The sequence below is a fragment of the Dyella sp. LX-66 genome, from assembly GCF_018599165.1.
Lineage (GTDB): Bacteria > Pseudomonadota > Gammaproteobacteria > Xanthomonadales > Rhodanobacteraceae > Dyella_D > Dyella_D marensis.
This window is the reverse complement of sequence record NZ_JAHFVJ010000002.1, coordinates 50,862-74,834: the sequence shown is the minus strand read 5'-3', so window position 1 is coordinate 74,834 and position 23,973 is coordinate 50,862. Positions and strand designations below refer to the sequence as shown.

The following is a 23,973-nucleotide window of genomic DNA, read 5'->3' as shown; positions in this document are numbered from 1 at the left end:
CGCATCCGACGCTACGGGGCCGTCCCCGCGGGTGAGGATACGAGCGGGGTCGTCCCCGCAAGCCGGCGGAAGGCCGGAGCCCGCGCATTCTACCAAGCCGCGCGCTCCGCCTCCTGACCCGCTATTCAGCTGATGCGCTGCTCCACGTCCTTCAGCTCGCGCCGCACGCGCGCACTGTTGGCGATGCCGTAGATGCCGATCACCATCCAGGCCAGCTGCATCACGAAGGCCGATGCATTGAAGCTGCCGAACAGCAGCGACAGCATCACGCCCAGCGCACCCAGCACGTTCATCAGCTGGTACACCAGCCCGTTGCCGTGCAGCTTGCGCGCCTGCAGCAGCAGGAAGGCCAGCAGGACCAGCACCACGCCGAGATAACCGGCCCAGTCGTGCCACAGGATATTCATCGTTTCGCACTCCTTTGGCGCAGCGCCTCGAACAGCACCACGCCGGTGGCGACGGAGACGTTGAGGCTTTCCATCGTGCCCGGCATCGGGATGCGCGCCAGGAAGTCGCAGGTCTCGCGCGTGAGCCGGCGCATGCCCTCGCCCTCGCTGCCGAGCACCAGGGCCACCGGGCCCTTCAGGTCGATGTCGTAGATCGAGGTTTCGGTTTCGCCGGCCAGGCCGGTGATCCACACGCCGGCATCCTTCAGCGTGCGCAGCGCGCGCGCCAGGTTGGTGGCGGCCACCAGCGGCACGCGGTCGGCGCCGCCGGCCGAGGCGCGGCGCACCACCGGCGTGAGGCCGACGGCGCGGTCCTTCGGCACGACCACCGCGGTGACCTTGGCCGCCGCCGCGCTGCGCAGGCAGGCGCCGAGGTTGTGCGGGTCGGTGACGCCGTCAAGCACCAGCACCAGCGCATCCGGCCCGGCCTGCTCCAGCAGTTCGGGCAGGTCGCCCTCGTTCGCCATCGGCGGTGCCTCGTAACGCGCGACGACGCCTTGATGGCGCGCCTCGCCCGCTACTTTGTCCAGCTGCTCGCGCGGACGGTGGTGCACCGGAATGCGCAGCGCCTTGGCGCGCTCGGCCAGTTCATGCACGCGCGCGTTGCGCTGGCCGTTCTCGACCAGCACTTCCCGCACGCGTTCGGCGTCGTTGCTCAACGCGCCTTCGACCGGGTTGATCCCGACGATCCAACTCTCGCTCATCGCTTGCCTTTAGGTTTCGCGGACGGACGCCCGGTCTTGCGCGGTGCGCCGGCCTTGCTCTTGCTGGCCTTGGCCTTGGGGCCGCCCGTGGTTTTCGCCTTGGCGCCGCCCTTGGAGAAGCGGGAAGGCGGCGCCGCATCGCGCGCATTATCGCGCGACGGCGCCGTCTTGCGCTCGCCGCCCGCGGGAGGCTTCGGCAGCTTGGGCAGCGAATAGCGCTCGCCGGCCTGTGCGTAGTCGTAGGCGCGCGCGGCGCGCGGCGGCACGAAGGGCTCGCTCTTGCCGACCAGGCGGAAGTCGATCTTGCGGTCCTCCAGGCTGGCGCGCAGTACCTGCACGCGCACGTGGTCGCCCAGGCGGAACTGCGCACCGCTGCGCTCGCCCTTCAGCAGATGGCGGATCGGGTCGAAGTGGTAGTAGTCGTTCGACAGCTGGCTGATATGCACCAGGCCGGACACCTTCGACTCCTTCAGCTCCACGAACAGGCCGAACGAGGTGACGCCGGTGACGGTACCGTCGAACTCGCTGCCGACGTGCTTGGACATCCACGCGCACTTGTAGCGCTCGTCCACGTCGCGCTCGGCTTCCTCGGCGCGGCGCTCGCGCTGCGAGCAATGCAAGGCCATCGCCGCCATCTGCGCGGGGCTGTACACGTAGTCGGCCGGCTTGCCGCCTTCCACCGCATAGCGGATCGCGCGGTGCACCAGCAGGTCCGGATAGCGGCGGATCGGCGAGGTGAAGTGCGCGTAGGCCTCCAGCGCCAGGCCGAAGTGGCCGCGGTTGTCCGGCTGGTAGGCGGCCAGGCTCTGCGCGCGCAGCAGCACCGACTGCACCAGTTCGCGCTCGGGGCGGTCCTTGACCATGCGCAGCACGTCGGCGAAATCGCCGGGCGTCACTTCGTCCAGCGGCGGCAGGCGCAGCTTGAACTCGCGCAGGAACTGCTGCACGTCCTCGTACTTCTCTTCCGGCGGCTGCTCGTGGGCGCGGAACAGCGCGGGGATTTTCTTCTTCTCCAGGAACATGGCCGCCTGCACGTTGGCGGCGATCATGCATTCCTCGATCAGCTTGTGCGCGTCGTTGCGCTCGGTGGCGCCCATCGCCACCACGTCGCCGGTGTTGTCCAGGCGGAACTTCACCTCCGGCGTCTCGAAGTCGATCGCGCCGCGGCGCTTGCGCTGGGCGGCCAGCAGCTTGTACAGGCCGTGCAGGTTCTCCAGCTGTGGCAGCACGTTGGCCAGCTCGTGGCGCGCGTCCGCATCGTTCAGGCCGATCGCCTGCCACACGCGGTCGTAGGTGCAGCGCGCATGCGAGTACATCACGGCGCTGTAGAACTTCGAGCGGATGACTTCGCCGTCGACGTCCACCGTCATGTCGCACACCATGCACAGGCGCTCGACCTTCGGGTTGAGCGAGCAGATGCCGTTGGACAGCGTCTCCGGCAGCATCGGCACCACGAAGCCGGGGAAATACGTGGACGTGCTGCGCTCGTAGGCCTCGCGGTCCAAGGCGCCGCCTACCGGCACGTAATGCGAGACGTCGGCGATCGCCACCACCAGGCGGTAGCCGCCGCCGCGCTTGGGTTCCGCGTACACGGCGTCGTCGAAGTCGCGCGCGTCGGCGCCGTCGATGGTCACCAGCGGCAACGAGCGCAGATCCACCCTGCCCTCACGCTCGGCGGCGGTCACCTGCGGCTCGACCTGGGCGGCTTCGCGCGTCACTTCCGGCGGCCATTCGCGCGGCAGGTCGTAGCTGGCGATCGCCATCTCCACCAGCAGCGAGGGTTCCAGCCGCTCGCCCAGCACGGCGAGGATGTTGCCCATCGGGCCGCGGTGCGGTGTCGGCGGGTCGGTGATTTCCACCACCACGATCTGGCCGTTGCGCGCGCCCTGATTCTGGCCGGGCTTGATCATGATGTCCTGGTGCACGCGGCGGTCGTCCGGCGCCACCATGGTCACGCCGTTCTCCATCACCACGCGGCCGACCAGCCGTGGCGAACGGCGCTGCAGCACTTCGACGATGGCGCCCTGCTTGCGGCCGCGCCGGTCCAGGCCGACCACGCTGGCCAGCACGCGGTCGCCGTGCAGCACCTGGCGCATCTGCTGCGGCGACAGATAGAGGTCTTCGGTGCCGTCGTCCGGGCGCAGGAAGCCGTAGCCCTCGGCGTTGGCCAGCACCTGGCCGGCGATCAGGTCGAGCTTGTTGCTGGGCGCATAGCCGCCGCGGCGGCCGAGCAGCAGCTGCCCGTCGCGCACCATCGCGCCCAGGCGCTTGCGCAGCGCGTGCAGGTCGTACTCGTCGTGCAGCTGCAGCGATTCGGCGATGCGCGCCTCGCTCAGCAGCTCGCCGTGCTCGGTGAGCAGGGCGAGGATCGCCTCGCGGCTGGGAATCGGGCGCTCGTAGCGCTGGGCCTCGCGCTCGGCGTGCGGGTCGGACGCGCCGCGCGCTGCGTCGGCGCGCTTGCGCGGCGCGGGCGCCGCCTTGCCGGCCTGCGCCGGGCGGTTGGAGGTCTTCGGTTTGCCGGGGTTAGCCGGCTGGTCCTGTTTTTTTCGGGTCACTTATCAGCCTTGATGAAAGGCGCTGCGTCGGTCCGACGAAGCGCGATGAAGAATCGGTAAAAGAATAGTTGACAACCCACAGCTCCATCCCTAATCTACGCGGCTCACGCAGCTCGCTTAGCGCGGCGCGGGACACCTGCCCAGGTGGCGGAATTGGTAGACGCACTAGTTTCAGGTACTAGCGGGTAAAACCGTGGAGGTTCGAGTCCTCTCCTGGGCACCAATTGTAAACGAAGCCCGCCGAAAGGCGGGCTTCGTCGTTTCGGGGCCTCCGGATCAGGCGGCCGGCGCGCTTGCCGCCCTGGTTTTCGCTGGCATGCACAGGCGCAGCAAGCGCTCGCGCGTCCACCTCGAGAGCGGCGCTTCCACCCAGCGGAACAGCGCCCACGCGCAGATCACGGCGATCACCGGGCGTATCAGGAACAGCACGATCTCCGCAGCGGCCACGCGCTGCAGCAGCTCGAACACATACACGTGCACCAGATAGAGCGAGTACGAGATACCGCCCATCCACGCGCTCCAGCGCGGAACGCGGATCGCGTCGATCCTGGCCAGCAGCGCGATGCCGGTGAACGCGATCGCCAGCGGCGCGCCCCAGCCTTGCGGGCCGAAGAAATTCACCATGTGCAGCGATTGCCAGGCGATCCACAGCATCGCCAGGCAGATCGCTGTCATCGCGCAGATCTTCGCCACGGAACGGATCCCGATGCGCGAACCGTAAAGCCACGCCACCGCCATGCCGGCGATGAAATCCCACACGATCGGATTGACCGCGAGGTTCGCATAGCGCGACCACGCCACCAGCGGCTGCTCGCCCACATGCAGCGTGTAGCCGCCGCGCCATAGCGGGATCGCCAGCAAGGTCAAGGCGAACCATGCGGCCATGGCCAGGTAGCGCCGCCGCCCGAACAACATCGCCGCCGCGAACACCAGGTAGAAATACCATTCGAAGCACAGCGTCCAGGCCACGCCCACGGCCATGCGGAAATAGATGCCCGATGCAGCGGGGTCGTGCGGCACAAAGGCGAGTCCTTCCAGATACGAAAGCACCAGCGCGCGATCGCGCATTCCGCCGAAGCCGTGCTCCACCACCAGGGCCACGGGCGTCATCACCGCCAGCAAGGGCCAGATCCTGGCAAAGCGCTTGACCAGGAATTGCCAGGCGTAAGCCTTGCTTCCATCGAAATCGCGCGTGGTCCACACCATCAGGAAACCGCTGATGATGAAGAACAGATCCACGCCCATCGCCATCGGCAGCAGCACCTGGTCGGCGATCGCCCGGCCCGTCGCCGTGCCCATCAACATGCTGCGGCTGTGGACCATCACCACCATCAGCGCGGCGACGCCGCGCAGCGCCTGGATCCATGCCAGTTTTTGCGCGTCCGTCCGCGCGATGCCATCCACGCGCTAAGCCTCCGGCAAGGCCTGGTGCCGCCGGCGCCGGTAGGCCTGGTGGAAACCGGCGGTGTGATGCAGCTGCGCCGCTTCTTCGCGATCCTCGGTGCAAGTGGTGCGCGCAAGGAAGAAGGTGTGCGAACCGATGATCTGGCTGTGCACGATCGCCAGCTCCTGGATGCGCAACGCTCCTGCCACCACCGGAAAGCCGAACTCCCTCGATGGCCGCGTAGGCAGCGGCAAGTCGTTCCAATCCTGCGGCGGCTGCCGGTGATGCGCGGCGAGCTTGTAGACGACAGCCTTCATGGCGGCCGGAATATGCGACAACGCCACCTTGCGCACGTCGCGCATCACCGGCTCCGACACATTGGTGCTGCGCAGCGCCAGCGAATACAAGCCGCTGCGCTCCAGCGGCCCGATCAGGTCCATCGGGAAGATGTTGCGATGCCCCGCCGCCGCCACCGAAACCAGCACCACCGGCCTCGGACACAGATAGGCGATCATCAACTGCTGCGCGGCGGCCGGCGGCATGTTCAGGTGATTCGACGCCGCGTGCTTCGCCATGCTGCGGTTCTGCAACCACGCATTCCACGGACGCAGCGGCCAGGCGAGGCAATGATGCTCGCCGGCTTCGACCCGATAGAACGCCAGCGGAGCCACCTCGACGGCAAGCGAGCTGTCGCGAACCAGCTGCAGCCTGCCGAGCACGCGCCCGCTCGCGCTGTCGCGGTATTCGAGAACCGGACGCGCACCGCCGTCGACGCTGCTGGCGATGGTCAGCGGATGCAGCGATGCCACGGTGTGATCCGCCGTCACGTCCACCGACTGTGCATCCCAGCGCAGCGCCGCCGTCACCAGCGGTAACGCCGGCACCACGCCCACCGCCGACCACTGCGGCAAGGGACGTACGAACGGCCTGACCCAGTCCTTCCACATATCAGACGCGCCGGAACAGCAGGAACATATACAGGTTCACCAGCATGCCCGGACCGCTCGGCATCAGCCGTTCCAGCCGGAAATACGGCGCCGCCGCGCGCGCCACCACGCCGGGCGCAAACCGATGCACGCCGCTGGCGGTGTCGAACGTATAGCGGCCATCGCGCAGCAGCTTCAGCAGATTTCCGCGCCACCAGCCGTAGCGCGCATCGCCCAGGTAATAGGGATTGAGCATGCTCGCCAGCACGAAGCCGCCCTCGCCCAGCACGCCGGACAACTGCGCGAACAGCGCCGCGTGATCGGCGAAATGATTGAGCACGGCAAAGTTGGCGGTGACCGCCCGCACCTTGCAGCCCAGCGACGAGCCGAGCTCGATCACGCTGCCGCCGGCGAGCTCGTCGCGGCAATGGATCTGCAGATACTCACGCATCGATGCCGCGGGTTCGTAGACGAAGGTCCGGTGCCCGCGCGCGGCGTAGGCCTTGGCGTCGATACCGGTGCCGGCGCCGAAATCCAGGACGTCGTCACCCGTGGCCAGCAGGCCCAGCGCCATCCTCTGAAACCTCTCGCGCACCGCCAGGTCGCGCGGGGAGGACATGAAGAGCTGGTGGTACTGCGCCCCGGTATGCACGTGCTCGATGGCCTCGCGGTGGCGACCCATGGACGTCGGCTGGGTGTGAGTACCGCTGCGGCCGGGAAAGGTTGCCTGGACGGCGTCAGCCTTCGGCGAACGCGTCCACCCCGTCGACCAGCCGCTTCGCCAGCCGCGGCTGCGCGAACTGCTCCAGCCACCAGGCCAGGGCGCGGCCTTCGTGATCGCCGCGCCAGGCGACGTAGAGCGTGTTCGGCTCGCGCGGATCGGCGGTGCGCCGGGCCACCAGCTCGCCGCGCCTGAGCAGCGAGGCCACCCGCTGCTTCGGCAGCCAGCCCACGCCCAGCCCGTCGCGCTGGGCCAGGATCTTGGCCTGCATGCTGGGCACGGCCAGCACCGGCTGGCCGCCCTGCAAGCCGTAGGCGCGCCCGGCCGATTGGCGCGCCGTGTCGGCCACCACCACGGCGCGATGGGCCTGGATCGCTTCGCGTCCCAAGGGTTCCTTCGCCTTGGCCAGCGGGTGCCGCGGCGACACGGCGAATACCCATTCCAGCGCGCCCAGCTCGCGCCATTGCAGGTTCGGCATCGACGGCGGCTCGTTGGTGGCGCCGACCACCACGTCGGCGCGGCCGTCGCGCAAGGCTTCCCAGGTGCCGCCCAGCACTTCGTGGGTGACGCGCAGATTCACGCCCGAGGCCAGCGCATCGAAGGCGCGGATCACCGGCAGCAGGGTGGCGAATTCCAGCAGCTCGTCGGTGACGATCCACAGCCGGTCTTCCCAGCCGCTGGCCACCTGCTTCACGCGCCGGCCCAGGCGCGAGCTTTCCAGCGCCAGCCGTGCTGCCTCCTGTGCCAGCAAGTGGCCGGCGGCCGTCAGTTGCAGGCGGTAGCGGCGGCGATCGAACAGCAGCGCGTCGAAGCGCGCTTCCAGCTGGCGCGCCGCATGCGACACGGTGGAAGGCGCCTTGCCCAGCCGGGCCGCCGCACGGGACAGGCTGCCGCTTTCGCGGATGGCTTCCAGCAGGGCCAGTTCGTCGTCCGACAGCATGGTGTCTCCCCTTGCGGTGCGCCGCGATGCTACGGCAACACGTTCGATGCCGTCGAACGTTTCCGTCGAAGCGCCGGCACGGCATCGGCGGGCCACGGGCGCAGCATCTGCTCCAGTTCAACACCTGCCCACTGGAGATACGCCATGAACCGTTTCGCCCACCAGACCGTCCTCGTCACCGGCGGCAGCAGCGGCATCGGCCTCGCCGCCGCGAAAGCCTTCGCCGCCGAAGGCGCGCGCGTGGTCATTACCGGCCGCGACGCCGCCGCGCTGGAACGGGCCGCCGCCGACATCGGCCACGGCACCTTGGCCGTGCGCAACGACGCCGGCAACGTCGCCGCCGCGCGCCAGCTCGCCGCCACGCTGGCCGGGCACGCTATCCGCCTCGATGCGGTCTTCATCAACGCCGGCATCGCGCGCTTCTCTGCCTTCGCCGACGTGCAGGAAAGCTTCTGGGACGAGATGTTCGACATCAACGTCAAGGGCGCTTATTTCCAGATCCAGGCGCTGCTGCCGCTGCTGAACCGCGGCGCGTCCATCGTGCTCAACGGCTCGATCAATGCGCATATCGGCATGCCGGCGTCGTCGGTGTATGCCGCGAGCAAGGCCGCGCTGATCTCGCTGGCGAAGACGCTGTCGGGCGAACTGCTGGCCCAGGGCATCCGCGTCAACGTGATCAGCCCCGGCCCGATCGGCACGCCGCTGTACGGCAAGCTGGGCCTGGATGCCGCCACGCTGGAGAGCACCGCCGCGCAGATCCAGAACCAGGTGCCGCTGGGCCGCTTCGGCACCTCGGAGGAACTGGCTTCGACCGTGCTGCATCTGGCCGCGCCGGAATCGGCCTTTATCGTCGGCACCGAGATCGTGGTCGACGGCGGCATGAGCCAGCTGTAAAGCGCAGTCTTACGGCGATTCGCCCAGCGTCTTCACGATCAGGTTGATCGCCTCGTCGTTGCGGTATACGCGATGCCCCGAGGTCACCGTGGTGGTGGACACCGCGCCCGGCAGGAAACTGCTTTCCAGCGGCACCACGCCGTCGCCCGGCACCGCTTCGCCGGGCAGGCTGCCGGCGATGGTGTAGTAGCGCACGCCGGGCACTGGCAGCAGCGACCAGGCGGCGCGGCTTACGGGTTGATCGGGCCGCAGCGAGCTGATGCTGCTGAGGCCGCGTTCGCGATAGGCGCGCAGCAGGTCGGGCTGGATCTCGTCGGGGTTGGCCTTGACCAGGCGCGCGATCGCATCCAGTTCCGGCCCGCCCGGCTTCACCAGATGCTGGGCGAGGCGGCCGAAGAAATCCTCGGTGGCCGGACTGCCGTGATGCGGCGTGGCGAGGAAGAACGCGGTGTCGACGCCCGGATACGGCGTGAAGCGCAGCACGCGGCGCATGGTGTCGATGTCGTCCGTGCTGCCGTGCAATTGCTGCTCCGGCACCAGGAAGGCGGCGCGCCACAGCACGTCGCCGCTGTCGGCGCTGAGCAGGCGCGCGATGATGCCGCCCATGCTGTGGCCGACCAGCACCATGTGCGTGCGCGCCGCATCGTGCGCAGCTGGATCCACCGCGGCCCAGGCGTGGTCGAGAAAACCCTGCACGCGCAGGCGCGACAGCAGCACCGGCGCATTGGTCTGGTACACCACGTGCCACACCTGGTAGCGCGAGCGCAACGCCGGCGTGCCCTGGATGCGGTTGGTCAGGCGCGCCCATACCAGCGGGCTGCCGCCCAGGCCGTGCAGCATCACCACCGGGATCTTGCCGGGGTCGTAGTCCTCCAGCAGGTACACGCCCTGGCGCACGCCGATGTCGCGGCCGTTGACCAGCAGGTTGCGGATCGCCAGCTGCTTGAGCTGCGAGGAGTCGGCCAGCATCGCGTAAGGCGCGGTGGTGTCCATCGACAGCACGTATTCGCGCGGGCCGATCGCCAGGCTGCCCAGCTTCAGCGGATCGGCGAAGACCAGGCGCGGCGTGCCGCCCTGCGCATCCGCCTCGACCCAGGCCACCGCCGTGCGGGTGACGCCTTCCGGCGGGAACAGGCGGCAGCGCGGCGTGCCCTCGCAGCGCCGGGTGGCCGCGACCAGGGCCACGCCGAAGCCGTTGGTGGCGAAGCGTTGGCCGAACATCAGGCCGGAGATCTGGATGCGGTCGGCGCGCACGAACATGGGGGCGCCGGCGAGGTCCGGCGACAGCTCGCCCAACTGCACCGCCAGCGGATCGCCGCCGACGTCCAGCGTGCGCGCCTTCCAGCGTTCTTCTTCGGTGGCCAGCAGGAAGTCGAGCAGATGGCCGGTGCATTGCGTATCGAGCGCCACGGCTTCGTCCGCCACCGCGCCGCCGGCCAGCGCCGCGCGATACGCACCCGCGGCGCAGCGCAGCCAGCCGCGCGCCGCGCGTTCCGGCGAGGCCTGGTGCATGGCGTCCATGGCCGCGGCCTTGGCCACGCTCAGGGTGGCGTCGGGCGCGGGCGGCGCCAGCCGGCGTACCGGCGACGCGCAGCCGGCCAGGATGCCGGCCAGCGCCAGCAGCCCGCACACCCGTCTGCACCACCGATGCACCACGCCACGCATGCAGCCCCCTTCGACGCGCCGCCGCTCGCCGCGCTCAAGCCTGCGCCGGCGGCCCTTTCAGCTCGATCATGTTGCCCTGCGGATCGTACAGATACAGCGAGGGGCCCTCGCCCTCCGCGCCGTAGCGCGAGCCGCTCTCGCCGATGCGCACGCCGTGCGCCTCGAGATGGGCGCGGATGGCCGCCTCGTCGTAGCCCTCCACCGCCAGGCAGATATGGTCCACGTTGTGGCCTTCCGCACCCGGCGCCGCGCCGCCGAGGCGGCCCAGCTTGCTGTCGATGCCGACCAGGTCGATCAGCGAGGCGCCGGCGCGCAGCTGCACCAGCCCGATCGCCTCCTGCCGCCGCTCCACCGTGCAGCCGAGCACGCGGCAGTAGAAGTCTTCGAGCGCCGCGGGGTCGAGGGCGCGCAGCACGATGTGGTCGAGCTGGCGCAGGCGGAACGGGGGATGGGACATGGATGCACCTGAATGAGGGGATCCGGCAGACGCTACTCCGTCGCGCCGGGGGAACGCGCAAGTTTTCGTTAAAACCACCACTGCGCCAAGCCTCTGCCCCCTCTCCCCGCCGGGGAGAGGGTTGGGGTGAGGGGGGCCTACGGAGCGGTGAAGCGAGAGCGGGAGAGCGGGCGTCGCTTCGTCGATCTTCCGTGGCGAGCACCCGCCCCTCATCCGCCTGCCGCCACCTTCCTCGCTCCTCAAAGCCGGGCACATCCCTGTGCCCTCCCCGCGTGCTCCCCGGAGGGGAGAAGGACCTCCGGGTTGGGTATAATCGCCAGCTTAGGCGCGGTGGGAGAAGCGGACAGGTCCGCTGCCGAAGGCGCAACGCCCGTAATCGCTCAGGCTCCCATACCACCGCCGCCGCGGAACAACTCTGGAGAGACCGGTTAGATCCGGCGCCGAAGGGGCACGAAGCGCGAGCTTCCAAACTCTCAGGCAAAAGGACAGAGGGGCGCCTGACGTGCGGCACGCACGTCCTGCCTGTATTCAGGCACTCCGGACGCCCCTGTCATGACCAAGCCCGCTTCCCCCTCCCTGCGCGATCTCGAGCACCACGAAGCTTTCATCGAGCGCCATATCGGCCCCAACGACGCCGAGATCGCGCACATGCTGCGCGCGATCGGCCACGACTCGCTGGAGTCGATGACCGACGCCATCGTGCCGGGCCAGATCAAGTCCGCCGCGCCGCTGGCCCTGGCGCCGGCCATGACCGAAGTGGAAGCGCTGGCGAAGATCCGCGCCATCGCCGGCAAGAACAAGGTGTTCCGCAGCTTCATCGGCCAGGGCTACAACGGCACGCACACGCCGAACGTCATCCTGCGCAACATCCTGGAGAACCCGGCGTGGTACACGGCCTATACGCCGTACCAGGCGGAGATCTCGCAGGGCCGCATGGAAGCGCTCATCAACTTCCAGACCATGGTGGCCGACCTCACCGGGATGGACATCTCCAACGCCTCGCTGCTGGACGAAGCCACCGCCGCGGGCGAGGCGATGACGCTGGCCAAGCGCTCGGCCAAGTCCAAGAGCAACGTGTTCTTCGTCGCCGACGACGTGCACCCGCAGACGCTTGAAGTGCTGCGCACCCGCGCCGACGGCGTGGACATCGCGCTGCACGTCGGCCCGGCCGCGGAGGCCGCCACCGTCGACAGCTTCGGCGTGCTGCTGCAGTACCCCAACACCTACGGCACCATCAACGACTACCGCGCCGCCGCCGAGGCCGTGCACGCGCGCGGCGCGCTGGTGGCGGTGGCTACCGACCTGCTCGCGCTCACGCTCATTGCCTCGCCCGGCAGCTGGGGCGCCGACATCGTCTTCGGCAACAGCCAGCGCTTCGGCGTACCGTTCGGTTTCGGCGGCCCGCACGCCGCCTACCTGGCCTGCCGCGACGCCTACAAGCGCTCCATGCCGGGCCGCCTGATCGGCGTGTCGGTGGATGCCGAAGGCAAGCCGGCCTACCGCCTGACCCTGCAGACCCGCGAGCAGCACATCCGCCGCGAGAAGGCCACCTCCAACATCTGTACCGCGCAGGTGCTGCTGGCGGTGATGGCCAGCATGTACGCCGTGTACCACGGCCCCGACGGCCTGCAGCGCATCGCGCGCCGCACCCATCGCCTGGCGGCCATTCTGGCGGCGACGCTGCGCAAGGCCGGCCTCGATGTCGGCGGCGATTTCTTCGACACGCTGCGCATCACCGGCGTCGACGCCGACGCCATCCACGCCAAGGCCGCCAGCAAGGGCCTCAACCTGCGCCAGATCCACGGCCAGTGCGTGGGCATCAGCCTGGACGAGACCACCACCCGCGCCGACGTGCAGGCCTTGGCCGCGCTGTTCGGTGCTGAGCTGGGCGATATCGACGAAGCCGACACCGCCACCGCCGACGCGCTGCCCGCCGCCCTGCTGCGCCAGGACGCCTTCCTGCAGCACCCGGTGTTCAACACCCACCACAGCGAGCACGAACTGCTGCGCTACATGCGCTCGCTGGCCGACAAGGACCTGGCGATGGATCGCACCATGATCCCGCTCGGTTCCTGCACCATGAAGCTCAATGCCACCGCCGAGATGATCCCGGTGACCTGGCCGGAATTCGGCAACATCCATCCGCTGGCGCCGGCCGAGCAGACCCAGGGCTACAAGCAGCTGATCGACGAGCTGGAAGCCATGCTGGTGGAGTGCACCGGCTACGACGCGGTGAGCCTGCAGCCGAACTCCGGCGCGCAGGGCGAATACGCCGGCCTGCTGGCGATCCGCGCCTATCACCGCTCGCGTGGCGACGATCACCGCGACGTGTGCCTGATCCCCGAATCCGCGCACGGCACCAACCCGGCTTCCGCGCAGATGTGCGGCATGACCGTGGTGGTCACCAAGTGCGACGCCAACGGCAACGTGGACCTGGAAGACATCCGCGCCAAGGCCGAGAAGTACAGCGAGCGCCTGGCCGCGCTGATGATCACCTACCCGTCCACGCACGGCGTGTTCGAGGAAGACGTGGTCGCCATCTGCGAGATCGTGCACAAGCACGGCGGCCAGGTGTACACCGACGGCGCCAACATGAATGCGCTGGTCGGCCTGGCCAAGCCGGGCAAGTGGGGTTCGGACGTCTCGCACCTCAACCTGCACAAGACCTTCTGCATCCCGCACGGCGGCGGCGGCCCGGGTGTCGGCCCCTGCGCGGTGAAGTCGCACCTCGCGCCGTTCCTGCCGCGCACGCTCGGCGGCGAAGGCACGGTGGGCATGGTGTCGGCGGCCAGCTTCGGCTCGGCCTCGATCCTGCCGATCAGCTGGATGTACATCGCCATGATGGGCCAGCAGGGCCTGCGCAAGGCGACCCAGGTGGCCCTGCTCAACGCCAACTACATCGCCAAGCGCCTGGCCGCGCACTACGAGACGCTCTACACCGGCCGCAACGGGCTGGTGGCGCACGAGTGCATCCTGGACCTGCGCCCGCTCAAGGACGCCACCGGCATCAGCGCCGAGGACGTGGCCAAGCGCTTGATCGACTTCGGCTTCCACGCGCCGACGCTGAGCTTCCCGGTGGCCGGCACGCTGATGGTGGAGCCGACCGAGAGCGAATCGCAGCACGAGCTGGACCGCTTCATCGACGCCATGATCCAGATCCGCGAAGAGATCCGCGCGATCGAGGACGGCCGCCTGGACCGCGAGGACAACCCGCTCAAGCACGCCCCGCACACCGCCGACGCGGTGGCCGGCAGCGAGTGGGCCCATGCCTACCCGCGCGAGCTGGCGGTGTTCCCGCTGCCCAGCCTGCGCCTGCAGAAGTACTGGCCGCCGGTGGCGCGCGTGGACAACGTCTACGGCGACAAGAACGTGATGTGCGCGTGCATCCCGGTGGATGCGTACAAGGAAGAAGCCGAGGCCTGAGCCGCCGGTTTCACCCCTGCGTTCCGCGACAGGCCCCGCTACGGCGGGGCCTGTTTCGTTTCGGGGAATGACTTTCGGGCTCTTGCCATCGGCGGGGGTGGCTGCTCTGATCGCCCACGTCCTTCGCAGGTTGGGGTGAGCGCCAGCGAACCCCGACATCGCGAACCGGATACGCCAGCGTTGGGGTTCGCTCACGCTCACCCCAACCTACGCCGATCGTATCGACCGCGCCGTAGCCAAGGGAGCCAACATGCCGCATCCATTCGCTCGTTTGCTCGCCCTCGCTGTCCTTTTCTCTCTCTTGTCAGCGCCCGCCGCGGCGCAGACACCGCCCGCCGCCGAACAGGGCAGCTTCGTGCTGCACAAGTTCGCCCGTGCGATCGGCAAGGAGAGCTATACGATTTCCAGCGAGAAGGGCCAGCTGGTCCTGCGCTCGGATTTCAGCTTCAAGGACCGCGGCACCGAGGTGCCGCTGAAGACCGAATTCACCGCCGCCGACATCACCCATCCGCTGAGCCTGAAGAGCGACGGCCAGTCCTCGCGCCAGTCGCCGATGCACGACCGTTTCACGCTCGACCCCAAGGCGGGCCGCGTGACCCTGGTGCGCGACGGCAAGACCAGCGAGCACCCGGTCGGCGACACCACTTTCCTGGTGGACGGCTATTCGCCGGTGGCGATGCAGCAGATGCTGCTGCGCTACTGGCTGGCCAAGGGCAAGCCCGAACGCATCGCCGCGCCGCCGGATGCCGATATACGCATCCAGAGCGCCGGCGACCTGGAGCTCCCGCTCAACGGCAAGACGGTGCAGCTGCACGGCTACGTGATCAGCGGCCTGGTCTGGGGCAACGAGACGGTCTGGCTGGACGACCAGCAGCAGCTGGCCGCCGTGGTCACCACCGACAGCGAGTTCGATCATTTCGAAGCGGTGCGCAGCGGCTACGAGACCGCGCTGCCCACCTTCATCCAGCGCGCCGCCGCCAACAACCTGGATGCACTGGTCAAGCTCACCGAGACCGCGAAGCGTCCGCCCTCGAAGAAACTGGTGGTCACCCACGTCACCCTGATCGACGGCACCGGCGCGCCGGCCAGGCGCAATGCATCGGTCTACGTGGAAGACGGCCGCATCGCGCGCATCGACACCGCGCGCATCGACACCAGCGGCGCGGCGCCGAAAGCCGAAGCGGGCCTGGACGTGCTCGACGGCAGCGGCAAATTCCTGATCCCCGGCCTGTGGGACATGCACGCGCACTACGAGCAGGTGGAATGGGGCCCGATCTACCTCGCTGCCGGCGTCACCAGCGTGCGCGACTGCGGCAACGAGTTCGACTACATCACCACCGTGCGCGACGCCATCGCTTCCGGCCGCGGCATCGGCCCGCGCCTGCTGGTGGCCGGCATCGTCGACGGCAACGGCCCCATCGCACTCGGCGCGATCACCGCCGACACGCCTGCGGAGGCGCGCGCGGTGGTGCGCCGCTACAAGGACGCCGGCGCGGTGCAGATCAAGATCTACAGCAGCATGAAGCCGGAACTGGTGCCGGTGATCGCCGACGAGGCGCACAAGCTCGGCCTCACCGTCACCGGCCACGTGCCGCAGGGCATGACCAGCGCGCAGGTGGTGGAAGCCGGCTACGACAGCATCAACCACATTCATTTCGTGATGCGCGATCTGCTCGGCGTCCAGCGCGGGCAGCCGCTGCCGCCGCTGGATTTCAAAACGCCCGGCGCACGCCGCCAGCTGGCGCTGTTCAAGCAGCACCACACCGTGTTCGACGACACCATCGCCCTGTTCGAACTGTTCGACCGCCCCAGCACCACGCCGCTGCGCTCGATCGAGCCCGGCATCGACCACGTCGCCGCGCCGCTGGCCGCCGCCTTGAATGCGACGGGCGCGGCGCCGGACCAGACCGAGGATTCGATCAAGCGGTATCAGTACATGCTAGCCACGTTGCGCGAACTGCACCGCCAGGGCCTGACCATCGTGGCCGGCACCGACCAGGCGATTCCCGGCTACTCACTGCACCGCGAACTGGAGATCTACGTGCAGGCCGGCTTCACCCCGATGGAAGCGCTGCAGGCGGCGACCAGCGTACCGGCGAAGGTGCTTGGCCTGGACAAGGAAGTGGGCACCCTGCAGGTGGGCAAGCGCGCGGACATGCTATTGCTCGATGCCGACCCGCTGGCCGACATCCACAACACCCGCCGCATCGCCAAGACCATCGCCAACGGCAGCGTGTACGACCCCGCGCCGCTGTGGGAGTCTGTCGGCTTCAAGCCCTGATCCCCCATCGCCCGCAAGGAGACCACCATGCGCAAACCCCTGCTCTTCCTGCTCGCCGCCCTGGCATTCGCCCCCTTCGCGCACGCCGCCGACGAAAGCTCCGCGATCCGCACCGTGCTCTCCGCACAGCAGGACGCCTGGAACCGCGGCGACGTCGACAACTTCGTCACCGCCTACAAAGACGCCCCCGACACTACTTTCATCGGCTCGAAAATCCGCCAGGGCTACGCCCGCATCCTGGAAAGCTACAAAAAGAACTACGCCACCAAAGAACAAATGGGCAAGCTCACCTACTCCGACATCGAAGTACGTCTCCTGCCATGCCCCGACGGCCAGTCGCACTACGCAGCAGTAACCGGCCGCTTCCACCTGGACCGCACCGCCCACGGCACCGCGGCAAAAGACGACGGCGTGTTTTCGCTACTGTGGGAAAAGACTGCGAGCGGCTGGAAAATCGTGCTCGACCACAGCTCCTGATCTATACGCCGCAAGACTCGGCGCGTCGCTCCGCCCGCCCCCTCACCCCGACCCTCTCCCCGGAGGGGAGAGGGAGAAGTGTGGTGGCGTCGCATACAGGAGCGAAGAACAAAAGCTGGCTTCAGTCGCTAAACGTCCTCTTCGCCACGGCACGTTGAAGCGCGCGTCACGTAAACGCACAGTCGCTTCGTGTAGACCCAGGTTAATCCGGTTACCGCAGCCGTCATTGCTCGTTCTAGTCGCGTCGCGAGCCTTTGCTCTCAGGCCATTTCTTTTGGGTTACTTTTTCTTTGGGCCAGCAAAGAAAAAGTGACTCGGGCGCCGGCAGGCGCACGAAATGCCCGCTGCATAAGCGGCCCATTCGCGTCACCGCGAAAACCAAGCGAGACAGTCACTGGATCCCGGCCTACGCCGGGATGACGAGCGCCCCCAGCATCGCGCCAACCCAAAAAAAAAGAGGCCCGCTCGCGCGGGCCTCAAAACCAAAACCATCAAAATAAACGTTACACCCCGTGCGCCTTCAGCCACGCATCAATCGCGGGCAACCGCTCACTCTTCACCTTGACGCGATACTCAATATTCGCCACCGCCGTATCCGCATCCCGACGCGACCCCGCCGCCACATACTTCTCGGCGTAAGCCTTCACCTTACCCACCATCGAAGGATCCAGCGACCGCGAGGCGAGCTGCGGGTAATACCGGCTGCTCGCACTCGAATCCACCTTCTTATCCACCTCAGCCTTGTGCGCCACAGCGAAATCAAAGGCCAGCTCCGGATGCTGCCCGGAAACCACGCTGATCATGCTCGCGCTGTTGGTGGCACCCGGCTCGTCGGTCAGCGCCAGATCCAGCGCCTTCTGCGCCAACGCCTTGTCGCGGCTGATCGACAGCAGCGTGTACAGCTGGTCCTTCACCAGCGGGGTCTTCTCGGCCTTGGCCATGGCGTGCAGGCGGTCCCAGGTGGCGGCGTCCGCGTTGCGGGCGACCACGGCGAGGATGGTGCGGCGCAGGGCCGCCGGCATCGCCTTGGGATCCTTGTCCTGCGCGTCGAAGCGGCGCTGCGCTTCCTTCAGCACGGCCGGATCGCCGAGGTTGCCGAGCGTGCCGATCAGCTCGGTGCGCTGGATCTTCACCGGATCGGCCTCGCCTTCCTTCGGCTCCCAGCCCACGCGCGCGAACACCGGCGCCAGCTTGGCGATGGCGAACTTGCGGAAGGCGGCCTGGCGCGCGGCGTCGCCCTGGTAGTAGCTATCGACGGCGTTGAGGTCGCCGGCGATGTCGCCCCAGATCTGCGGATCGGCGTCGGCCGGCGTGGCCTGCACTAGGTCCAGGAAATCGGACGAGGCGCGCTTGCCGGCCATGCCCAGCGCCCAGGTGTCACCCAGCGTGCCGAGCTGGTCGATCGGCTGCAGCTTGGCGAAGTTGTCCTTCAGCGCGGCGAACTGCTCGGGGCCGTACAGCGTGCGGTAGTAGCCGCTCTGGCCGGCGTTGACCACCACCGGGCCGCAACCGGGCACTTCCAGCGTGGCCTTGCCGCCGGTGACGAGCGTGCGCGCGGGTGCGCCGCCGAGAGTCTGCGCGATCACCGGCACGCGCCAGGACAGCGGCTTCTTGTCGGGGCGGTCGCGGGTGAATTCGCCCTGGCTCAGCTTCAGCGTGGTCTTGCCGCCGGCGCAGGTGGCCGAGTCGACGGTGATCATCGGGATGCCCGGCTGCAGGGTGAAGTCGTGCGCCACGTCCATGATCGGCTTCTTCGAAGCCTGCTCCACCGCGCGCCACAGGTCGTCGGACACCGTGTTGCCGTAGGCGTGCTGCTTCATGTACAGGCGCACGCCGTCGCGCCAGGCGTCGGAACCGACATAACCCTCCAGCATGCCGATCACCGCCTGGCCCTTGGAATAGGTGATGGCGTCGAAGGCCTGGCTGGCCTGCTCCACCGTCTCCACGTGCTGGATGATCGGATGCGTGGTGGCGATGGCGTCGCGGCCCATGGCGCCCTCGCGCACGTTCACCTGTTCCAGCTTGGTGTTCCATTCCGGATGCAGCTTCTCGGTGGTGCGCGCTTCCATCCACGAGGCGAAGCCTTCGTTGAGCCACAGGTCGTCCCACCAGCGCATGGTGACCAGGTCGCCGAACCACTGGTGCGCCATCTCGTGCGCCTGCACCGAGAACACGTTCTGCTTGTCGGCCTGGGTGGAGATGGTGGGATCGAGCAGCAGCACGTACTCGAAGGTGTAGATCGCGCCCCAGTTTTCCATCGCGCCGAAGAACTGGCTGCGGCCCGGCGAGGCGATGTTGTCCAGCTTGGGCAGCGGATACGGCGTGCCGAAGTAGTCGTTGTACTCGGCCAGGATGGTCTTGGCCGAATCCAGCGCGAAGTTGGCCTGCGACAGCATGCCCTTCTGCGTGACCACGCCGACCTCGGTCTTGCCGGCCATCGCGGTGGCGCGCTCGAACTCGCCCACGCCGAAGAACAGCAGGTAGGTGGACATCTTCGGCGAGGGCTGGAACTGGATCGTCACCAGGCCGTTGCCGGCGTCGCTCTTCTTCGCCACCGGCATGTTGCTCACCGCCATGTCATCCGCCGGAACCGTGGCGGTGAGATTGAAGGTGGCCTTGTAGTTCGGCTCGTCCCAGGACGGGATGAAGCGGCGGGCGTCGGAGTTCTCGAACTGCGTGTACAGCGCGCGCTTCTTGCCGGCCTTGGTGTCGTAGTCGATGGCGAACAGGCCGTTGGCCTGGGTGCCGATCTTGCCGGTGTAGGTCATCGCCAGCGTGTAGCTGCCCTTGGGCAGCGGCTTGTCGAAGCTGAAGGTGGCGGTCTGCTTGTCTTCGTCCACGGCCACCTTGGCCGCTTGCGCCTTGCCGCCGGCCGCGGCCAGGGTGACTTCGGAGAAGCTCATGCCCATCGCGTTGAGGGTGATGCTGCTGGTCGGCTCCAGCACGTCGACCTTGATGGCGACCTTGCCGTCGAAGCTCAGCTTGTCCGCATGCGGCGTCACCGCCACGTCGTAATGCGTGGGGCGCACGTTGCGCGGCAGCTGGGTGGTGGTCTGCTCGGCAGTGTGCTTGGCCGCGGGGACGGCGGCGACGGCGCTCATGGAAGCGCTCGCGAGCGCGAGGACGATCGCGGAAACCAGGGTGGAACGGCGCATGTCAGCTCCTTGGATGAAAGCGTGGTGTTGAAAGCACGGGGACCGGCGGGGGCCGGAAAATGCTTGGCAGATGGGCCGGACGAAGCTCCCCTAGGTCCGGCCAGTCCCCGCGATGGTCGCCGCCCGTGGCGGGCGGTAGCACGGCCCGGAAGTCATGGCAGGCCGCTCCTGACCAGGCTTTGGCCCCGGCTGCGGTTGCTGCGGCGCAGTATCCGCGGCCGATCGAGCCGGCCGCCCTCGGGCTACGACGCCCGCACCACCGCCAGCCCCAGCGCGGCGAACGGCGCTATCGCCGCCTCTGCGGTATCGCCCTCCACCACCAGGGTCTGCGCCGCCTGCACCGGGGCGATCACGTACGGCGAGGCCGCATGCAGTTTCTCCGCCGACGCGAGCACCACCACTTCGGCCGCGCGTTCGATCAGCGCGCGCTTCACGCTGGCCTCCTCGAAATCGCCGGTGCTCAGGCCCGCGCTCGGATGCACGCCGGTGACGCCCATGAAGTAAAGGTCGACGCGCACGCGCGCGATCGCTTCCATGGCGGCGGCACCCACCGCCACCACCGAATGCTTGAACAGGCGCCCGCCGATCAGCACCACCTCGATGCCGGCGTGATCCACCAGCTCCACCGCGATGCTGGGGCTATGCGTGACCACCGTGGCGCGCAGGCCGGGCGGCAGGCTGCGCGCAAGCTGCACGCAGGTGGTGCCACCATCGATGAAGACCACCTGGCCGGGCAGCACCATCTGCGCCGCGCGGTGCGCGATGGCGGATTTCGCCTCCGGGCCGATGTGCTGGCGATGGGCGAAGTCCGCCATCGCCGGCGAGGCCGGCAAGGCGCCGCCGTGCACCCGCTGCAGCAGGCCTTCGGCAGCCAGCTCGCGCAGGTCGCGGCGCACGGTGTCTTCCGAAACCCCGAAGGTCTCGCTCATGGTCTTGGCCACGACCTGCCCGTCCCGTTGCAGGGCGGCGAGGATGGCTTGCTTGCGCTGGCTGGTCAGCATGGCATTTGCACGAATTTAATTGACTTTGCACGAAACTGCACGATACGGTAGCCAGCGTCCCCTGTCCAGCTGGATTCCCCCATGTCCACTACCGCCGACCGGGTCCGCGTGATCGACAGCCAGGTGCTGTCGAACGACTGGTACCTGCTCAAGAAGACCATCTACGACTTCCGCCGCGCCGACGGCAGCTGGCAGCGCCAGCAGCGCGAGACCTACGACCGCGGCAACGGCGCCGCCCTGCTGCTGTACCAGCGCGAGACACGGCGCGTGGTGCTGGTGCGGCAGTTCCGCTTCCCCTGCTTCGTCAACGGCCACGACGGCATGCTGATCGAAGCGCCCGCCGGCCTGCTCGACCAGGCCACGCCCGAGCAGCGCATCCGCGCCGAAGCGGAGGAAGAGACCGGCTACCGTGTCGGCGACGTGCGCAAGGTGTTCGAGGCTTTCATGAGTCCCGGCTCGGTCACCGAGAAGCTGCATTTCTTCGTCGCCGAATACGACGCCTCGCAGAAGGTGAGCGACGGCGGCGGCCTGCCCGGCGAAGGCGAGGACATCGAAGTGCTGGAGCTGCCGTTCGACGAAGCGATGGCCATGCTCCGCCGCGGCGAGATCGTCGACGGCAAGACCATCATGCTGCTGCAGTACGCGGCGATGCATGTGTTCGCGACTTGAGCGAACGCGGGGCGAAAAAAAAGCAGGGTCGCCGTAGCGGCCCTGCTTCTGTCGGAATAGGTCCGTCGCGCGTGGGTGGCATCGCTCGGGTAACGATGCCCGCGTGACGGAGGGGAGAAACCATGCGCGAGCCAAGAGCACAGACGCACTCCGGCCCGCTGACCATCTCCGGCCGCCTGGAGCCGACCATGGCTGCGCGCAACCTTAGGTTGCGATCGATGCCTCGACTTATATCCAGCTCACAAAGCGGCCAAGAACCGGCGCACAGGCGCTTGCAATGGCTGCGTTTGTGCAGGGGCGCACATGCGCTTCACGAGCTGGATCGCATCGGTCTTCACGGCGCCTTATCGCCCGCTGCGCAGAACACGCGGGCGATAGGGATACGCGCTCATCATTTGTCGCGCCACGCCTTGGCCCGCACGCCGGACTGATAGCTGTCGCCCACGCCCGGCTCCGGCAGCTCGCCATCCGGATCGACCGCGCGGCCCAGCATTTGCCTGCCGGCGTTCTCGTCGAACGAGCGATGCGCCCTCGCCTGCCCCGTGCCGCTGCGCCGGCCGACACCGCCTTCCGGTGCGATCGCACGCTCCGGCGTCATCGTTGCGCTCGCCGTGGATCGCTCGCCGTCATCGCCGGTCGATCCCGACTCGTCTTCGTCCTCGTCTTCGCGCGGCAACGGCTTGATAGGCAATTCGCCACCCTGTATCGGCTCGTCCTCGGGTGCGGTGTCGCGGCGGGGATGCTTGTTGTCTGCGTTAGCCATGGCATGCGCTCCTGCTGCGGAGGGCTCATGGTCAGACCTGGATGATCAGCACGGCGTGGAAGCGGCGTGGTGATCGCGCAATGACGCAGTGAACGCATTGCTTGAGTCCATAAAAAAAGCCCCGCGCTGGCGGGGCTTTCTTCGTATCGGGCAACCAGGCCCGATCAGGCGAACGGATCGTCCAGTACGATCGTGTCGTCACGATCCGCGCCGGTCGCCACGATCGCCAGGCGGCAGCCCGACAGTTCTTCCACCGCGCGCAGGTAGGCACGGGCGGCAGCCGGCAGCTTGTTCCAGTCGCGGATGCCGGCGGTGGATTCTTCCCAGCCCGGGAATTCCAGGTAGACCGGCTTGCACTCCGCCCAGCCGTCGGCGTCCAGCGGGGCCAGTTCGCGGCGCTTGCCGCGGTATTCGTAGGCGATGCAGACCTTGATGCTGGGCAGGCCGTCGAGCACGTCGAGCTTGGTGATGGCCAGGCCGTTGATGCCGTTGATCTGCACGGCGCGCTTGAGCGCGACTAGGTCGATCCAGCCGCAGCGGCGCGGACGGCCGGTGCTGGCGCCGAACTCGTTGCCGACCTTGCGCAGGCGCTCGCCCATCTCGTCGTGCAGCTCGGTGGGGAACGGACCGCCGCCGACGCGCGTCGCATAGGCCTTGCAGATGCCCAGCACGTAGTCGATGTCGCCCGCGCCCACGCCCGTGCCGGCGAGTGCGCCGCCGACGGTGGTGTTGGACGAGGTGACGTAGGGATAGGTGCCGTGGTCGATATCCAGCAGCGCGCCCTGGGCGCCTTCATACAGGATGTGGCCGCCTTCCTTGCGCACGTCGTGCAGGATGGTGGCGACGTCGTCGACCATCGGGCGGATGAACTCGCCATAGGCCAGCGCATCGTCCAGCACCTGCTGGTAGTCGACCGCCTCGGCCTTCAGCCACTGGGTGAGGATGAAGTTGTGGTACTCGACCGCGGTCTTCACCTTCTCCGGCAGCTCGTGCGGATACATCAGGTCGGCCACGCGGATGGAGCGGCGGGCGACCTTGTCCTCGTAGGCCGGGCCGATGCCGCGGCCGGTGGTGCCGATCGCGCTCTTGCCGGCGGCGGCTTCGCGCGCCTTATCCACGGCGATGTGGTACGGCATGATCAGCGGGGTGGCCGGGCTGATCTTCAGGCGCGAGCGCACTTCCACGCCCTGCGCTTCCAGTTCCTCGATCTCGGTCTTCAGCGCCTGCGGCGACAGCACCACGCCGTTGCCGATCAGGCAGAGCGCGTCGTCGCGCAGGATGCCGGACGGAATCAGGTGCAGCACGGTCTTCTTGCCGCCGATGACCAGCGTATGGCCGGCGTTGTGGCCGCCCTGGAAGCGTGCGACCGCGCTCACCCGCTCGGTCAGCAGGTCGACGATCTTGCCCTTGCCTTCGTCGCCCCATTGCGCGCCGAGGATTACGACTGACTTGCCCATGATCTTTCTCGCTCGTAGGTCGTGGCCCCATCGGGGGGCCGGAGGATGTTGAATC

The 23,973-nt window shown here is 68.1% G+C and carries 18 protein-coding genes, 1 tRNA gene and 1 riboswitch; of the genes, 6 read left to right on the top strand and 13 right to left on the bottom strand.

Going from position 1 to position 23,973, the window contains the following annotated elements; all coding sequences use genetic code 11:
• Positions 1–125: 125 nt before the first annotated feature.
• The 3 genes from KK141_RS04115 to rnr are packed head-to-tail and all read right to left on the bottom strand — an operon-like array spanning position 126 to position 3,705.
• Entirely contained in the window at positions 126–407 is a 282-nt protein-coding gene (locus KK141_RS04115) for a hypothetical protein (protein ID WP_214571668.1), read from the bottom strand.
• Entirely contained in the window at positions 404–1,150 is a 747-nt protein-coding gene (gene rlmB, locus KK141_RS04110) for a 23S rRNA (guanosine(2251)-2'-O)-methyltransferase RlmB (protein WP_214571669.1), read from the bottom strand. Before rlmB ends, KK141_RS04115 begins: the two co-directional genes overlap by 4 nt.
• Positions 1,147–3,705, bottom strand: a complete 2,559-nt coding sequence (gene rnr, locus KK141_RS04105; protein ID WP_214571670.1) for a ribonuclease R — start codon at positions 3,703–3,705, stop codon at positions 1,147–1,149. The genes rlmB and rnr overlap by 4 nt, the downstream gene beginning before the upstream one ends.
• 138 nt (positions 3,706–3,843) lie before the next feature.
• Between rnr and KK141_RS04100 the strand changes: the two genes are divergently transcribed.
• Positions 3,844–3,928 (top strand) — tRNA-Leu (locus KK141_RS04100).
• 53 nt (positions 3,929–3,981) lie between these two features.
• On the opposite strand, the gene KK141_RS04095 is transcribed toward KK141_RS04100, so the two are convergent.
• Genes KK141_RS04095 through KK141_RS04080 form a run of 4 tightly spaced genes read right to left on the bottom strand, consistent with a single transcriptional unit; the run spans position 3,982 to position 7,676 of the window.
• Positions 3,982–5,109: an acyltransferase gene (locus KK141_RS04095; RefSeq protein ID WP_214571671.1), complete on the bottom strand. Its 1,128-nt coding sequence runs from the start codon at positions 5,107–5,109 to the stop codon at positions 3,982–3,984.
• A 3-nt stretch (positions 5,110–5,112) separates the two neighbouring features.
• Entirely contained in the window at positions 5,113–6,036 is a 924-nt protein-coding gene (locus KK141_RS04090; RefSeq protein WP_214571672.1) for a flavin reductase, read from the bottom strand.
• 1 nt (position 6,037) lies between these two features.
• Complete coding sequence (locus KK141_RS04085) at positions 6,038–6,697, bottom strand: methyltransferase domain-containing protein (RefSeq protein ID WP_250901559.1); 660 nt, start codon at positions 6,695–6,697, stop codon at positions 6,038–6,040.
• Between the two features lie 55 nt (positions 6,698–6,752).
• Positions 6,753–7,676 carry a LysR family transcriptional regulator gene (locus KK141_RS04080; RefSeq protein ID WP_214571673.1) on the bottom strand — a complete coding sequence of 308 codons (924 nt, stop codon included), beginning with the start codon at positions 7,674–7,676 and terminating at the stop codon, positions 6,753–6,755.
• A gap of 144 nt (positions 7,677–7,820) precedes the next feature.
• Here KK141_RS04080 and KK141_RS04075 point away from each other — a divergent pair, with 144 nt between their 5' ends.
• The gene (locus KK141_RS04075; protein ID WP_214571674.1) at positions 7,821–8,570 is read left to right on the top strand and encodes an SDR family oxidoreductase; all 750 of its coding nucleotides are present in this window, start codon (positions 7,821–7,823) and stop codon (positions 8,568–8,570) included.
• A 9-nt stretch (positions 8,571–8,579) separates the two neighbouring features.
• Here the strand turns inward: KK141_RS04075 and KK141_RS04070 are convergent, their stop codons facing one another.
• Positions 8,580–10,235: an alpha/beta fold hydrolase gene (locus KK141_RS04070; protein ID WP_214571675.1), complete on the bottom strand. Its 1,656-nt coding sequence runs from the start codon at positions 10,233–10,235 to the stop codon at positions 8,580–8,582.
• A gap of 34 nt (positions 10,236–10,269) precedes the next feature.
• Positions 10,270–10,692, bottom strand: coding sequence for a VOC family protein (locus KK141_RS04065; protein WP_214571676.1), 423 nt, complete (start codon positions 10,690–10,692; stop codon positions 10,270–10,272).
• Between the two features lie 405 nt (positions 10,693–11,097).
• Positions 11,098–11,191: riboswitch (glycine riboswitch) on the top strand.
• 53 nt (positions 11,192–11,244) lie between these two features.
• On the opposite strand from KK141_RS04065, the gene gcvP reads away from it, so the two are divergent.
• The 3 genes from gcvP to KK141_RS04050 all read left to right on the top strand — a co-directional run bounded on the left by gcvP (position 11,245) and on the right by KK141_RS04050 (position 16,873).
• Complete coding sequence (gcvP, locus tag KK141_RS04060; protein ID WP_214571677.1) at positions 11,245–14,115, top strand: aminomethyl-transferring glycine dehydrogenase; 2,871 nt, start codon at positions 11,245–11,247, stop codon at positions 14,113–14,115.
• A gap of 301 nt (positions 14,116–14,416) precedes the next feature.
• Positions 14,417–16,396 carry an amidohydrolase family protein gene (locus tag KK141_RS04055; protein ID WP_214571678.1) on the top strand — a complete coding sequence of 660 codons (1,980 nt, stop codon included), beginning with the start codon at positions 14,417–14,419 and terminating at the stop codon, positions 16,394–16,396.
• Between the two features lie 27 nt (positions 16,397–16,423).
• Positions 16,424–16,873 (top strand): nuclear transport factor 2 family protein, encoded by a 450-nt coding sequence (locus KK141_RS04050; protein ID WP_214571679.1) that lies wholly within the window; start codon positions 16,424–16,426, stop codon positions 16,871–16,873.
• A gap of 503 nt (positions 16,874–17,376) precedes the next feature.
• Here the strand turns inward: KK141_RS04050 and KK141_RS04045 are convergent.
• Both KK141_RS04045 and KK141_RS04040 read right to left on the bottom strand, forming a co-directional pair.
• Entirely contained in the window at positions 17,377–20,028 is a 2,652-nt protein-coding gene (locus KK141_RS04045; RefSeq protein WP_214571680.1) for a M1 family metallopeptidase, read from the bottom strand.
• A gap of 242 nt (positions 20,029–20,270) precedes the next feature.
• Positions 20,271–21,029: a DeoR/GlpR family DNA-binding transcription regulator gene (locus tag KK141_RS04040; RefSeq protein ID WP_214571681.1), complete on the bottom strand. Its 759-nt coding sequence runs from the start codon at positions 21,027–21,029 to the stop codon at positions 20,271–20,273.
• A gap of 81 nt (positions 21,030–21,110) precedes the next feature.
• On the opposite strand from KK141_RS04040, the gene KK141_RS04035 reads away from it, so the two are divergent.
• The gene (locus tag KK141_RS04035) at positions 21,111–21,698 is read left to right on the top strand and encodes an NUDIX domain-containing protein (protein ID WP_214571682.1); all 588 of its coding nucleotides are present in this window, start codon (positions 21,111–21,113) and stop codon (positions 21,696–21,698) included.
• A gap of 391 nt (positions 21,699–22,089) precedes the next feature.
• Here the strand turns inward: KK141_RS04035 and KK141_RS04030 are convergent, their stop codons facing one another.
• Together KK141_RS04030 and KK141_RS04025 are read right to left on the bottom strand one after the other, a co-directional pair.
• Positions 22,090–22,461 (bottom strand): hypothetical protein, encoded by a 372-nt coding sequence (locus KK141_RS04030; protein ID WP_214571683.1) that lies wholly within the window; start codon positions 22,459–22,461, stop codon positions 22,090–22,092.
• Between the two features lie 164 nt (positions 22,462–22,625).
• The gene (locus KK141_RS04025) at positions 22,626–23,918 is read right to left on the bottom strand and encodes an adenylosuccinate synthase (protein ID WP_214571684.1); all 1,293 of its coding nucleotides are present in this window, start codon (positions 23,916–23,918) and stop codon (positions 22,626–22,628) included.
• Positions 23,919–23,973: the final 55 nt, after the last annotated feature.